The organism is Halomonas sp. 5021 (assembly GCF_036663435.1).
Lineage (GTDB): Bacteria > Pseudomonadota > Gammaproteobacteria > Pseudomonadales > Halomonadaceae > Vreelandella > Vreelandella janggokensis.
Map to the genome: position 1 here is coordinate 206,875 of NZ_JAXOVU010000001.1, position 13,114 is coordinate 219,988.

Here is a 13,114-nt window from a genome sequence, read left to right on the forward strand (position 1 = left end):
AACTTGGGCCTTATCCTATCGCGCGACCACAAAGAATTATGCCCTTGGCTTTGACACCAGCATGGGGAGTGCCTATCATTGCGCGCCTATGTTGACCTCACAACTCCCCAGCCGGGTTGAGCCTTATAAGCTTGCAGCCCGCCGCGAACGACTCGAAGGCCTGGTAGCGCTTGATAAGCTGCCACGCCTCGCCGAAGAAGCCGGACTCCAATCGGGTGACTGTCACGTCGTGCTCGAATTTGGTGTTGATGCTCAGGGGCGACGTGAAATTCGTGGTCATATGCAAGCAACACTGGCCCTTCCTTGCCGCCGATGTCTGGAGCCGCTCAGCCAGCACGTCACCAGCGATTTTCTATTAGGGATGGTCGCCGATGAAAGCCTGGCCGGAGAGCTGCCATCCAGTCATGAACCGGTGCTGGTGGAACATGAACAGCTGGACTTGCTGACGGTCGTCGAGGATGAATTAATCCTCAGTCTGCCTCAAGTGGTCTACCACGACGAAGCAGATTGCCACGTTTCGGCAGAGCAACTGGTCAGCAAGACAGAAGGTGGGGTGCAGGAAGAAGCCCCCGCCAATCCTTTCGCGGTGCTTAGCACGCTGAAAGGCAAGAAGTAAGCACCCATAATCCGACAGACCCTGGAGTAATCCCATGGCAGTTCAAAAGAACCGTAAAACTCGTTCCAAGCGCGGTATGCGTCGTAGCCACGATGCCTTGACCGCTCCGACGCTGTCTCAAGACAAAGAAACCGGCACCACCCACCTGCGTCACCACGTTTCGCCGGATGGTTTCTATCGCGGTCGCAAGGTGGTTGACGCGTAAAGCGTCTTTGCCGGTCGATACGACTAAACGAATGGGTGCTTTGTGCGCCTAGCAATTGATGTGATGGGGGGCGATGAAGGCCCTCACGCGCTGATTGAAGGGGCTGCCAGGGCTGTTATCGATACCCCTGGTCTAGAGCTTGTTCTGTTTGGTCCGCATCAGCATATCAGTGCTGAGCTCTCGCGTTTGCCGCGGCCTTTGGCTGCGGCAACGTCACGTTTAGCGGTCCACGATGTGGCTGATAGCGTTGCGACGACGGCGACGGCTGCCTGGGCGTTGCGTCGCGGGCAGTCGACCAGTATGGCGCAAATGCTACGCTGCCTGGCCAAAGGCGATGCCCAGGCGGGTGTCAGCGTTGGCAATACGGCCGCCCTGGTAGCGTTGGCCCGCCGAGAGCTGGGTATGCTGACGGGTATGTCGCGTCCGGCTATCAGCACGGCTATTCCGGCGCGCTGCGGGCGGCGCTGCTATCTGCTGGATCTGGGCGCTAATGTTGATTCGCCGGCGAGCCGCCTGGTCGAGTTTGCCCTGATTGGTGCAGCAATGGCAGAGCAGGTGGACGGTATCGCGCGCCCTCGCGTGGCGTTGCTCAACGTTGGTGCCGAGTCAACCAAAGGGAGTGCCAGCGTGCGCGAAGCCGATAGATTGCTTCAAGAATCGGCGGACAGCTTGCCATTTGACTACCTTGGTTATGCTGAGGGCGGCGATATCTTCCAAGGCGAACTGGATGTGATTGTCTGTGATGGTTTTGCGGGCAACGCCGTGCTCAAGGCAAGCGAGGGTTTGGCGGGTATGCTGGTCGAGCGGGTGCAGCTTGCGTTTGCGTCACGCCTGAGAGGGCGCCTGGCGAGCTGGGTTGCCAAGCCCGTGTTAAAGCACTTAAAACAAGAGCTGGATCCGGTACGCTACAACGGCGCCAGTTTACTAGGCTTGCAGGGAATCGTGGTGAAAAGCCATGGAGGTACCCGTGCAGATGGTTTTTACTATGCCATTCGCCGCGCGATGCAGGAGGTTGAGCACAACCTGCCCGAGCGGCTTGCCAAGCGCTGGTCTTTCAATGAGTAGCGACTTTTTTAATAGTGCAGTGATGATGTCACTGCATTGCAGGTTAGCGGGTTATGGCGAGCAGCAGGATGTGCCCATAACCGCGTCTATCGCTCAATTGAGCAAATGCCTACAAGAGCAAAGGTGAACGACATGTCTCAACCCCTTGCCCTCATTTTCCCCGGGCAGGGCTCTCAGCAGCTTGGAATGCTGCGCGAGCTTGCCGAGCGTTACAGCGTGGTGGGAACGACCTTTGAGGAAGCATCGGATGCGTTACGCTACGACTTGTGGAAAGTCGTGCAAGAGGGGCCAGATGCCTCGCTAAATGCTACCGAATGCACTCAGCCAGCGTTGCTGTCCGCCAGTATAGCGATATGGCGCGTCTGGCAAGAGCTGGAAGGGCCGCGCCCGACGGTCATGGCCGGGCACAGCCTGGGGGAATACAGCGCCATGGTATGCGCAGGTGTGCTTGGATTTGCCGAGGGCGTTAAATTGGTTCGTCTTCGCGGTGAGGCCATGCAGCACGCAGTGCCAGCGGGAGAAGGCGGTATGGCCGCCATTCTGGGCCTCGATAACGCGTCTGTGGAGGCCGCCTGTGCCAACGCAGCGCAAGGGGACGTCGTTTCAGCTGTCAACTACAATGCCCCGGGCCAGGTAGTGATTGCGGGCGGCAAAGCGGCCGTTGAGCGGGCGATTGTGGCGTGTCAGGAAGCGGGCGCCAAGCGGGCGATGCCGCTCCCGGTTTCCGTGCCTTCGCACTGCGACCTCATGCGCCCTGCGGCAGACCGCCTGGCGGCAGCGATGCAGGAAATCGAACTGCGTCCGCCGCGCTACACAGTCATCCAAAACGTAGACGCCGAGGCGCATGCTGACGTCGATACGCTGCGCACGCGACTGATTGAACAGCTTTATCAGCCTGTGCGCTGGAGCGACTGTGTCGAAACAATGGCCGCCCAGGGAGCAAACGTGTTCATCGAGTGTGGCCCGGGTAAAGTGCTGACCGGCTTGAATAAGCGTATTGTGCGTGGCAGTAAAAGTCTGGCGGTCAACGATCCCGATAGCTTGGATGCCGCGCTTGAGTTGGCTCGCGACGCGTTGGCGGATGATGCATGATAAGTGGTGATTTTCCGCTATCCTTGCTTATTTACATGGTGAAAGGCAGTACCTTATGACCCAAGAACGTAGAGTTGCGCTTGTTACGGGTGCCAGTCGTGGCATCGGCCGGGCAGTCGCTTACGAACTGAGCCGCCAGGGACGTATTGTCGTTGGTACCGCGACCAGCGAAGCTGGTGCAGCCAACATTGACGCTGACTTCGCAGATCAGGGCATTGAAGGGGCTGGCTTATGCCTTGATGTCACCGATCAGGCGAGCATCGATGATGTCTTGAAAACCATTGCTGAACGGTTTGCCGCGCCGACTATTCTGGTCAACAATGCCGGTATCACGCGCGATAATCTCTTGATGCGCATGAAGGAAGACGAATGGGACTCGGTGATGGATACCAATCTCAAGTCTGTCTACCGGGTCAGCAAAGCGTGCCTGCGAGGGATGACCAAGGCGCGTTTTGGGCGTATTGTGTCGATCAGCTCCGTGGTGGCGACCATGGGCAACTTGGGCCAGACTAACTACGCGGCGGCCAAGGCTGGCATGGAAGGCTTTAGCCGAGCGCTGGCCCGTGAGGTTGCCTCGCGTGCCATTACGGTCAACTCGGTGGCGCCGGGGTTTATCGCCACCGACATGACCGAAGCGCTACCGGAAGCGCAGCACGAAATGCTGCTCAAGCAGATTCCGTTGGCGCGCCTGGGTTCTCCGGATGAAATTGCCGCTGCCGTGGGATTTCTGGCCAGTGATGCGGCAGGATACATCACCGGCGAGACACTGCATGTCAACGGCGGCATGAATATGCGTTGATGGCCTTGAGTTTGGCGGTTGCGTCAGCTCAAGGGCGTCTATAAACTACCCCGCAGCTTTTGGCTTGCGGTTCCCAAATAGCTGGTTATCCAAAACGGCTAATGTGAATGACTGGAGTACGTTGATGAGTACTATTGAAGAGCGCGTAAAGAAAGTAGTGGCTGAGCGCCTGAACGTTAAAGAAGAAGATATCCAGAATAGCTCTTCTTTTACTGAAGACCTGGGTGCTGACTCGCTTGACACAGTTGAGCTCGTCATGGCGTTGGAAGAAGAATTCGATACGGAGATTCCGGACGAAGAAGCCGAGAAGATCACCACGGTTCAAGAAGCTATCGACTACGTTAACGCCCATCAGTAAGGGGTAGTTGATGCATCGAACCCGGGTAGGTGGCTTGATGTCTACCCGCATTAAAAAGCCGTCCTTCCAGGGGCGGCTTTTTTGCTTTGCGGTCGCACTGAATATAACGTTCAATCTCCGTTATACTAGCGGCAACTTTGACGACTGATAATGACTCACAAGGGTCGAGTCACCATGGATGCCTGGAGGAAGATTGATGGCGCGAAGAAGGGTAGTGGTAACCGGGTTAGGCCTGGTGACCCCAGTTGGAAATACGGTCCATGAGTCGTGGGCCAACATTGTGGCCGGGCAAAGCGGTATCGCGCCGATTGAGCATTTCGATACCAGCGGCTTTAACACGCGGTTTGGCGGGTCGGTAAAAGGGTTTGATATCAGCCCGTACCTGAACCCTAAAGATGCCCGCAAGATGGATCTGTTCATCCAGTACGGCATGGCCGCGGGTGCTCAGGCAATTCAGGACTCAGGCCTTGAGTGTACCGAGGCCAACGCTGACCGTATTGGTGTAGCGATCGGGTCCGGCATTGGCGGGTTACCCATGATTGAACATAATCATGATGCGCTGAATAAAGGCGGTGCACGCAGGATATCGCCGTTTTTTGTCCCAGGGTCCATTATCAATATGATCTCGGGCAATATGGCGATTCAGCACGGCTTTAAAGGGCCCAATATTGCGATTACCACGGCCTGTACCACGGGAACGCACAATATTGGTTACAGCGCCCGCACCATTGCCTATGGTGATGCCGAGGTGATGGTCTGCGGTGGCGCGGAAATGGCCACCACACCGCTGGGGCTGGGGGGGTTCGCAGCCGCACGCGCGCTGTCGACCCGCAACGATGACCCGCAGGCTGCCAGCCGTCCCTGGGATACCGACCGTGACGGCTTTGTGTTGTCAGACGGGGCCGGTGTGATGGTGCTTGAAGAGTTCGAGCACGCCAAGGCCCGCGGCGCAACCATCTATGCGGAGTTGGCAGGCTTTGGCATGAGCGATGACGCTTATCACATGACGTCACCACCTGAAGATGGCAGTGGTGCTGCATTGTCGATGAGTAATGCCATCAAGGACGCGCAGATGAATCCTGCCGAGGTGGATTATATCAATGCCCATGGTACCTCAACGGCATCGGGCGACCTGGCTGAAAGTCGAGCTGTCGAAAAAGTCATGGGGCAGGCTGCTCAGCAAGTGGCCGTCAGTTCGACCAAGTCGATGATTGGCCACCTATTGGGGGCGGCTGGCGCTGTGGAAGCGGTGTTTAGCGTGCTGGCTATCCGCGATCAGGTCGCACCGCCCACGATCAACCTGGACAACCCGCAGGAGGGCTGCCGACTCGATTACGTACCGCACACGGCTCGTGACATGCGTATCGATGCTGTGCTGTCGAACTCCTTCGGCTTTGGCGGTACCAATGGGTCATTGCTGTTCAAAAAGGTGTAAGCCTGTATGAGTCAGCCCTGGGTACCTTTTGACGACCGCGGGCTGGCCTACGGTGACGGCGTATTTGAAACTGTTCTGCTGCACGATGGTCAGCCGTTGCTTTGGCAGCAGCATGTGGAGCGGCTGCTGGAGGGCTGTCAGCGGTTGATGATCGACCCGCCTTCGCCAGCCGCATTGTCGGCCACCTGGCAAGCAGCACCCACTGTCGGGTGGGAGGTGCTCAAGATTATCGTCACCCGGGGGAGCGGTGGTCGTGGCTACGCGATTCCTGACGTGGCGGCCCCCCGTCTTATGAGCCGTCGTGTGCCTTTTCAGCCGGATTCGTCGGCCTGGTCGCAGGGGGTTAGCGTACGTATCTGTTCGCTACGCCTGGCCCGGCAACCCCGCTTGGCGGGTATCAAACACCTCAATCGTCTTGAAAATGTGCTGGCTCGCCAGGAGTGGCAGGCAACGGACTACCGTGAAGGTCTGTTGGCTGATAACCACGGCCTGGTCGTGGAAGCCACCAGCATGAATCTGTTTTGGGAACAGAACGGGTGCATCATGACGCCTACGCTGGATCAGTGTGGTGTGGAAGGTACGCTGCGCGCCGCGTTGATTGATGCACAGCTTGTTACCCCTGCTCAACTGGCAATCGATGAGGTCGCGGCGGTTGACCGGTTGTGGCTGGCCAACTCAGTGCAGGGTGTATGGCCGGTCAATGCGTTGTGGACGGCTGAAGGCGCCCCTCTTCGTCGCTGGGGAGCGCCCAGGCATGATCCCTTGCAAGCCGTGGCCCACCCGCTGCTCGGTTACCCAGCGACGTCTTAACGTATTGAATATTGAGGTCTTATAGTGAAACGCTTGGTGGTTGCACTGGCCGTGATGGCCGTGGTTGGCGTTGCCGGTGTCGCGGGTGGTTATGTTTATTGGCAGCAGCGGCTTGATGCGCCGCTGTCGATTGATGAGCCCACGCTTTATCAGGTGCCTTCTGGTGCCGGCCTCAATCGTGTGGTCGCCGAGTTGGAGGCGCAAGGCATTATTGAGGATGCCTGGGCGTTCCAACTGATGACGAAACTTCAGCCGGATGAATTGCCGGACCTGCGCACAGGGGAATATCTTCTCGAGCCTGGCATTACCGGCATGGAGCTTTTGGCGCTGCTCGGCAGCAACGATGTCGTAACATATCCGCTGACCATTCCCGAAGGGTGGACCTTTGCCCAGATGCGTGAGCAACTGGCGGCAGCCCCCAAGCTTGAACAGCGCACGGCGGATATGAGCGATGGGGAGCTCATGGCATTGCTTGATCGAGAGGGGACGCACCCGGAAGGCTGGTTCTTCCCCGATACCTATCGCTATCACCTGGGGATGAGTGACGTTGATATCCTGCGTCAGTCGCTTGAACGTATGGAACGCATACTTGACGAGGTTTGGGCCGAACGCGACGACGACCTGACCATCGACTCGCCCTATGAAGCGCTGATCATGGCATCGTTGATCGAACGCGAAACCGGAGCACCTGAAGAACGGCGTGAAATCGCGGGCGTTTTCAAGCGGCGGATGGAGAGCGGCATGCGGCTGCAAACCGACCCGACGGTTATCTATGGAATGGGGGATCGCTACGATGGGCGGATTACCCATGCCGATTTACGCGAGGCCACGCCCTACAACACCTATGTGATTGATGGGCTGCCGCCGACGCCAATCGCGATGCCGGGGCGAGCCTCGCTGGAAGCGGCTGTGAACCCTTTGCCGGGCGACACGCTGTATTTTGTCTCGCGGGGTGACGGGACCCACAAGTTCTCGAGCACGCTGCGGGAGCACAACAACGCCGTGAACCGGTATATCCGTAACCGTGACTAATATTACCCAAATCCAGAGGCCATGATGACGAAGCGCGGTCGCTTTATTACCCTAGAAGGCGGTGAAGGTGTAGGGAAGTCCACCAATATGCAGTTCGTGGTGGCCTGGCTGGAGGCTCAGGGAATCGAAGTGGTGGCCACGCGGGAGCCAGGGGGAACCCCCCGGGCAGAAGCGATTCGCCAACTGTTGTTGGACCCCGCCCCCGAGGAATGGCTGCACACCGACGCCGAGCTGCTGTTAATGTTTGCCGCCCGCGCCCAGCACCTGGCCGAAAAGATTCTGCCCGCGCTGGCGCGAGGCGCCTGGGTGGTGTGTGACCGTTTCACTGACGCGACATACGCCTATCAGGGCGGCGGCCGTGGGATTCCGGTAGAGCGTATCGCAGCGCTTGAGGCATTTGTGCAGAAGGGAGTGGCGCCTGACCTGACGCTATTGCTGGATATGCCACACGATGCTGCCAGGCAACGCCTGGAATCACGCCTGCGCGACCAGCATACCCAGCGAGACCGGTTTGAAAAGGAGCAGGCAGACTTCTTTCAGGCTGTTCGTAATGCCTACCTGGCGAGGGCCGAGCAAGCGCCGGAGCGGTTTGCCCTGATCAACGCCCACCAACCCCTGACAGAGGTCCAGTCCGATATCTGTGACACCCTGGCCGGTCGAGCCGCGTTATGGGACTGAGCGGTGTGCTGCCCTGGCATGACCCCACCTGGCGCCAGCTATGTCGTCTTGCTGATGCTGGGAGAATGCCCCATGCGCTGCTGTTCAGCGGCGAGCATGGCGTAGGCAAGCAGCGCCTGGCAGAGGCACTGATTGCCCGAACGATGTGTGCCGCCCCCGGTGAGCAGGCCTGTGGTCAATGCCGCAGCTGTCAGCTGCTGGCGTCCGGGTACCATCCCGATTTGCTACGCATTTCGCCGGAGGAAGGCAAGCGCCAGATCCGTATTGATACCATTCGTGACGTCAATCGCTTTGTCTCGCAAACCGCGCAGCAGGGTGGCTACAGGGTCATCGTTATCTCGCCGGCTGAAGCCATGAACGTGGCCGCTTCAAACGCACTGTTGAAAAGCCTGGAAGAGCCGGGCGATCAGACACTATTTATCCTGTTGGCGGATGTGCCGTCCAGAGTGCTGCCCACCATTCGCTCACGCTGCCAGCAGTGGCCGCTACCCAGCGTCGCGTTAGCCGATTGCCTGGGCTGGTTGACCGAGCAGTTGGCAAGCGAGGACGAAGCGCGCTTCTGGTGGCAGGTGTCAGGTGGGCTGCCGTTGAGGGCGGTCGAGCTTGCCGCTCCTGAGGCGCGCGCCTTGCGTCAGCAGTTGCACGACTGCTTCGAGCAACTGGTACGCGGCGGGGAGCCGGTATCTGAAGCCGCGCGATTAGACCGTCAGGCGATAGATGCCATTTTATGGTACGGTATTGCCTGGCTTGAAGACCTGATCAGGCTGGGGTTGTCCGGCTCCACCTCTGCCCTGCGTAATCCCGATTTGCTTCCGCTTTACCGTCAAGCGGTGAAAAATGCCCGGGTACGGGACTGGTTTAAGCTGCTGGACTATGCCCGCGAGCAGCGCCGCCTGCTCGCCGTTGGTGCCAACCCCAATCCGCAGCTTGTGTTGGAAGCGTGGCTGGTGCGCTGGTCGGCATTACTCCGCTCCTAGACCGACTTGCGAGGTGTTATGGCAACGCAAAAAGCGCTCTCCCTCACGGTGCCCGATGTGCCCACTTTATTGTCTGCCTATATGCCGTTTCTTGACCGCGGTGGCATGTTCATTCCCACGCGCGGCTACTATGACCTGGGCCAGACCGTTTATTTACTGCTGACACTGCCGGGGGAGAGCGAGCGTCTCTCGCTAAGCGGCGAGGTGATCTGGGTGTCTCCCGACGGTGTCAGCGGTCGGCGCATGCCGGGGATCGGCATTCACTTCCACGCGCAGGATTACCGGGTGCGTGACCGTATTGAAACCCTTCTGGCGGGGCAGTTGGATAAAGCTGCGCCCTCATTTACTCTTTAACGCCCACCACGAGAGCGACATGTTTGTTGATTCCCACTGTCACCTGGACCGCTTATCCGACACCACACACAACGGCAGCCTTGCGGCCACGCTGGAGGCCGCCCGCAACGTTGGCGTCAACCAGTTTCTTGCCATCTCCGTGACGCTTGAGGACATGCCCAAACTTGCCGGCATTGCCAGAGAGCACGGGGATGTCGTGATATCGGCGGGCCAGCATCCTCTCCATGACGCACCGGTCGAACCCGGTGTCAGTGATATCAAGGAGGCGGCGGAGCAATTCGACGCGGTGGCCATTGGCGAGACGGGCCTTGATTACCATTATGCGGACCGCGTGTCGGCAGGGGTTCAGTATGAACGTTTCAAGCGCCACTTGATCGCCGCTCGTGAGCTCGAGCTGCCCGTGGTGGTGCATACCCGCGATGCCAAGGAAGACACTCTGGCCTTGCTGCGTGAGCACAGCGACCCGCGAGTCGGGGGCGTGCTCCACTGCTTTACCGAAGATATCGAGATGGCGCGTGACGCCGTACGCTTAGGCTTTTATATTTCATTATCAGGGATTGTCACCTTCCGCAATGCTGAGTCGCTGCGTACCCTGGCGTGCCAGTTGCCCCTTGACCGGTTGCTGATCGAAACCGATAGCCCCTATTTGGCACCCGTGCCGTATCGTGGCAAACCCAATGAGCCCGCCTGGGTGGTTGAAGTGGCCGAGTGCATTGCCGAAGCGCGTGGCATCAGTGTTGATGAAGTCGCCATGCAGACCACGGCCAATTTCTATCAGCTATTTCGTAATGCGGCCCCCGACGCCCCCGAACAGGTTAAGCAAGCGTTGGCACAATCGGGGTTATTGGCTAAGTAGGCGGGCCAGGGCGAGGTAATAGGATGAACATAGACCGATTGCTTGATTATCGACAGGGCGCTTCCAGCATACCGCCACTCGATGACTGGCAGCCCGCCTTGTCAGGCGATATGGATATACGTATCGACGCCCAGGGTGGCTGGTGGCACGAGGGCGTGCCCTTTGCCCGTGCCAGCGTCGCGCGGTTGCTGTCGACCTTGCTGCGTCATGATGCCGAGGGCTATTGCCTGGTAACACCGATCGAGCGCTGGCGTATTCAGGTGGACGATCGGCCGCTAGTCGCCGTGGAAGCCGATTTTCGTGACGATGCATGGTGGTTGACCACGCAGTTTGACGACATCGTGCGCCTTGATGCCGAGCACTCCCTGACGTTGAGCGAGACGCCCCAGGGAGACCATGTGCCGGAAATTGCCGTACGTTTCGGACTGGCTGCCAGGTTGCATCGCCATGTCTATTATCAGCTTGCCGACGTTGCTGAGTTACGCGATGAAAGGGCCGGTCGTCAGGCGCTGAGTGTCTACAGTGCTGGTCACTGGCATCCCATCGGCTACCTTGAAGGGCATGAGCTTGATGGGTTATCGCCCAGCGAGGGGTCGTGAAGCTAACCGCTGAACAGCAAGCCGTCATTCACCACGATGAGGGCCATGCCCGTGTTGCAGCGGTGGCCGGCGCCGGTAAAACCACCACCATGGCCGCGCGGGTTCACTATTTGCTCGGCAGTGGTGTTCCGCCCAAGCGCATCCTGGTGCTGATGTTTAACCGCTCCGCCCGGGAAGATTTTCAGCGTCGGTTGGCCAGTATGGCGCCATCCGGCCAGGCGTTACCTGACGTTCGTACCTTCCACTCGCTGGGTTACCGGCTGACGCAAAGCCTGTGCCGCTGGGGCGTCCTGGCGCCGCGTCGCCTGTTGTCGGCGGAATGGCAGCTCGAGCGTTTGCTTCGCCAGGCCAGCCTGAATGTGCTCAGCGATGCCGTTGAGCGCCGCGATGCGGCGCTGGAAGGCGATCGACTCGAGACGCTGGCCCATTTTTGCGGTCTGGTTAAAGCCGAAATGATGGCGCCAGAGGCCCTCTTTGAACGTCTCAATTACGACCCCGATACGGACTATTTCCCCGCCGCCTTCAAGGAGGCCGAACGCCTGCTGCGTAGTGAAGGGGTGATGACCTATGCGGATTTGCTTTACCGTCCGCTGCAGGCAATCGAGGCCGATAGCGCCTTACGCAGCCGGGTAGAGGGCTTTCTCGATCACGTGATCATCGATGAGTATCAGGATATCAATGCGGCCCAGCAGCGCTTGCTGGCGGTTCTGGCGGGTAAAAGAGCCTCCGTGATGGCGGTCGGCGACGCCAACCAGTGTATCTACGAGTGGCGCGGCGCGCGGCCGGATACCATGCTGGAAAACTTTACCACCACCTTTGGTGAAGCAACCGATTACCCTCTCTCGACCACGTTTCGCCACGGCCATGCCCTGGCACTGGCGGCCAACCATGCGATTGCCGCCAACCAGCGTCGGCCGGATCAGCTATGTTTGGCCGCGACCCACAATCCGGATACCCGCTTGTCAGTGGGGCAGGGCGGTCGACAGCTGCTGGATGCGTTGATTGACTGGCAGGCGCAGGGCCGTGTGTTGAGCGACGTGAGTCTCCTGGTACGCAGCTGGGCGCTCTCGGTGCCGTTTCAACTGGCGCTTCTGCAGGCTGGCATCCCCTTTCGGCTGGCCCGGGAAGACCGCTTTGTGTTTCGCCTGCCGCTGGTTCAGGCGCTGGCCGGGTATTTAAAACTTTCCCGTCGTCCGACATTGCTGCAAGATCCCGAACAACTCACCTTGCTGCTGGCCCAGCCCACGCCTTTCGTGGCCCGTGAGCGCCTGCAGCGCCTGGCTCGGCAGCTCGCCAGTCGTCAAGCATGGCCGGAAAATCACGACCCGGTGATCAGTGATTTAAAGCCCATCCAACGGCGCACGCTGAAAAAACGCTGGGCGTTGCTGTGCGAACTGCCGCAGCTCAGTGCATGGCCGCCCGCCAAGCTGTTGCAGTACGTGGTCGACACCATCGAGGCCGAGAAAACCCTGAAACGCGCCGCCGCCCGGCGCGATAAGGGCGAAGAGGACGTGCGTTTGCTGGACGTGCTGATCGAGCAGGCGCAAAGCGTTTCAGACCCGGATGCATTTATCGAGTTGTTGGAGCGGCCGGTAGAGAATCAAGCGGCGGGGGTGCTGATCAGCACCGTTCACGGCGCCAAGGGGCTTGAGTGGCCCTTCGTCGCCGTGGCGGGTGTCAACGAGGAAGACTTTCCTTATTACAGTCGGGATAACCCGCTCACCGATGACCGCCTGGAAGAAGAACGGCGGCTGTTTTACGTCGCGATCACGCGCTCGAAAGAACAGTTGCTTGTGCTTCACGACGGCGGTGCACATCGGCCCAGCCGTTTTATTGCCGAAAGTGCCTGGCAGGACAGCATGCAGGTCGCCGCCTGCCTGGCCAGCGACAAGACGCCGTCGCCCACGCTGACGGTCACGTCGCCATCGCTTGTGGGACGTTATCTCAGCCAGCTAGGGCGTGATGACATTGAATTGGCCGCGCCCCAGGTTCAGGCCCCCCAGGCAGGCTACACCGCAAGCGCGTTCTATCCTGGCCAGCGGTTGCACCATGCGGTATTCGGCGAAGGCGAGGTGGCCACCGTGGAAGGTAACCCAAGCGACCCGGTGATTGATGTGCGCTTTGATCAGGCAGGGCGGCGACGGCTGATTGCCAGCCGAGCGCCCATCGAGCGGCTGGCCTGATAAAGAAAATGCCCCAGTGATGGGGCATTTAGGCTTATTGACATGCGGGTTGCGT

At 59.2% G+C, this 13,114-nt stretch carries 15 protein-coding genes; all 15 read left to right on the forward strand.

The window, feature by feature from the left end; all coding sequences use genetic code 11:
- Window positions 1-88: 88 nt before the first annotated feature.
- The 15 genes from R3F64_RS00970 (at window position 89) to R3F64_RS01040 (ending at window position 13,059) form a co-directional block, all read left to right on the forward strand.
- Window positions 89-616, forward strand: a complete 528-nt coding sequence (locus R3F64_RS00970; RefSeq protein WP_332609228.1) for a YceD family protein — start codon at window positions 89-91, stop codon at window positions 614-616.
- A gap of 34 nt (window positions 617-650) precedes the next feature.
- Window positions 651-821 carry a 50S ribosomal protein L32 gene (gene rpmF, locus R3F64_RS00975; protein WP_027335444.1) on the forward strand — a complete coding sequence of 57 codons (171 nt, stop codon included), beginning with the start codon at window positions 651-653 and terminating at the stop codon, window positions 819-821.
- 42 nt (window positions 822-863) lie between these two features.
- Window positions 864-1,886 (forward strand): phosphate acyltransferase PlsX, encoded by a 1,023-nt coding sequence (gene plsX, locus R3F64_RS00980; RefSeq protein WP_085918041.1) that lies wholly within the window; start codon window positions 864-866, stop codon window positions 1,884-1,886.
- Between the two features lie 132 nt (window positions 1,887-2,018).
- Window positions 2,019-2,978: an ACP S-malonyltransferase gene (gene fabD, locus R3F64_RS00985; protein WP_085918042.1), complete on the forward strand. Its 960-nt coding sequence runs from the start codon at window positions 2,019-2,021 to the stop codon at window positions 2,976-2,978.
- Window positions 2,979-3,033: 55 nt separating this feature from the next.
- On the forward strand, window positions 3,034-3,777 hold the full coding sequence (fabG, locus tag R3F64_RS00990) for a 3-oxoacyl-ACP reductase FabG (protein ID WP_332609232.1): 744 nt from the start codon (window positions 3,034-3,036) through the stop codon (window positions 3,775-3,777).
- A gap of 124 nt (window positions 3,778-3,901) precedes the next feature.
- Window positions 3,902-4,135, forward strand: a complete 234-nt coding sequence (gene acpP, locus R3F64_RS00995) for an acyl carrier protein (protein WP_008956801.1) — start codon at window positions 3,902-3,904, stop codon at window positions 4,133-4,135.
- Window positions 4,136-4,331: 196 nt separating this feature from the next.
- Window positions 4,332-5,570, forward strand: a complete 1,239-nt coding sequence (gene fabF, locus R3F64_RS01000; protein ID WP_085918044.1) for a beta-ketoacyl-ACP synthase II — start codon at window positions 4,332-4,334, stop codon at window positions 5,568-5,570.
- 6 nt (window positions 5,571-5,576) lie between these two features.
- A complete protein-coding gene (pabC, locus tag R3F64_RS01005; RefSeq protein ID WP_332609235.1) occupies window positions 5,577-6,380 on the forward strand; it encodes an aminodeoxychorismate lyase in 804 nt (267 codons plus the stop codon).
- A gap of 21 nt (window positions 6,381-6,401) precedes the next feature.
- Window positions 6,402-7,412 (forward strand): endolytic transglycosylase MltG, encoded by a 1,011-nt coding sequence (gene mltG, locus R3F64_RS01010; RefSeq protein WP_233337424.1) that lies wholly within the window; start codon window positions 6,402-6,404, stop codon window positions 7,410-7,412.
- Between the two features lie 24 nt (window positions 7,413-7,436).
- Complete coding sequence (tmk, locus tag R3F64_RS01015; RefSeq protein ID WP_176243639.1) at window positions 7,437-8,090, forward strand: dTMP kinase; 654 nt, start codon at window positions 7,437-7,439, stop codon at window positions 8,088-8,090.
- The gene (locus tag R3F64_RS01020; RefSeq protein ID WP_085918048.1) at window positions 8,081-9,067 is read left to right on the forward strand and encodes a DNA polymerase III subunit delta'; all 987 of its coding nucleotides are present in this window, start codon (window positions 8,081-8,083) and stop codon (window positions 9,065-9,067) included. Before tmk ends, R3F64_RS01020 begins: the two co-directional genes overlap by 10 nt.
- An 18-nt stretch (window positions 9,068-9,085) precedes the next feature.
- Entirely contained in the window at window positions 9,086-9,421 is a 336-nt protein-coding gene (locus tag R3F64_RS01025; protein WP_085918049.1) for a PilZ domain-containing protein, read from the forward strand.
- Between the two features lie 19 nt (window positions 9,422-9,440).
- On the forward strand, window positions 9,441-10,277 hold the full coding sequence (locus R3F64_RS01030) for a TatD family hydrolase (protein WP_085918050.1): 837 nt from the start codon (window positions 9,441-9,443) through the stop codon (window positions 10,275-10,277).
- Window positions 10,278-10,300: 23 nt separating this feature from the next.
- Entirely contained in the window at window positions 10,301-10,876 is a 576-nt protein-coding gene (locus tag R3F64_RS01035; RefSeq protein WP_268901460.1) for a DUF1285 domain-containing protein, read from the forward strand.
- Window positions 10,873-13,059: an ATP-dependent helicase gene (locus R3F64_RS01040; protein WP_332609240.1), complete on the forward strand. Its 2,187-nt coding sequence runs from the start codon at window positions 10,873-10,875 to the stop codon at window positions 13,057-13,059. The genes R3F64_RS01035 and R3F64_RS01040 overlap by 4 nt, the downstream gene beginning before the upstream one ends.
- The last annotated feature ends 55 nt before the right edge of the window (window positions 13,060-13,114 follow it).

What these genes read in the sequence shown, in the direction of transcription:
- R3F64_RS00970 (WP_332609228.1), top strand. Translation starts at nt 89, where the DNA reads ATGTTGACCTCACAACTCCCCAGCCGGGTTGAGCCTTATAAGCTTGCA.
- rpmF (WP_027335444.1), top strand. Translation starts at nt 651, where the DNA reads ATGGCAGTTCAAAAGAACCGTAAAACTCGTTCCAAGCGCGGTATGCGT.
- fabD (WP_085918042.1), top strand. Translation starts at nt 2,019, where the DNA reads ATGTCTCAACCCCTTGCCCTCATTTTCCCCGGGCAGGGCTCTCAGCAG.
- fabG (WP_332609232.1), top strand. Translation starts at nt 3,034, where the DNA reads ATGACCCAAGAACGTAGAGTTGCGCTTGTTACGGGTGCCAGTCGTGGC.
- acpP (WP_008956801.1), top strand. Translation starts at nt 3,902, where the DNA reads ATGAGTACTATTGAAGAGCGCGTAAAGAAAGTAGTGGCTGAGCGCCTG.
- fabF (WP_085918044.1), top strand. Translation starts at nt 4,332, where the DNA reads ATGGCGCGAAGAAGGGTAGTGGTAACCGGGTTAGGCCTGGTGACCCCA.
- pabC (WP_332609235.1), top strand. Translation starts at nt 5,577, where the DNA reads ATGAGTCAGCCCTGGGTACCTTTTGACGACCGCGGGCTGGCCTACGGT.
- tmk (WP_176243639.1), top strand. Translation starts at nt 7,437, where the DNA reads ATGACGAAGCGCGGTCGCTTTATTACCCTAGAAGGCGGTGAAGGTGTA.
- R3F64_RS01020 (WP_085918048.1), top strand. Translation starts at nt 8,081, where the DNA reads ATGGGACTGAGCGGTGTGCTGCCCTGGCATGACCCCACCTGGCGCCAG.
- R3F64_RS01025 (WP_085918049.1), top strand. Translation starts at nt 9,086, where the DNA reads ATGGCAACGCAAAAAGCGCTCTCCCTCACGGTGCCCGATGTGCCCACT.
- R3F64_RS01030 (WP_085918050.1), top strand. Translation starts at nt 9,441, where the DNA reads ATGTTTGTTGATTCCCACTGTCACCTGGACCGCTTATCCGACACCACA.
- R3F64_RS01035 (WP_268901460.1), top strand. Translation starts at nt 10,301, where the DNA reads ATGAACATAGACCGATTGCTTGATTATCGACAGGGCGCTTCCAGCATA.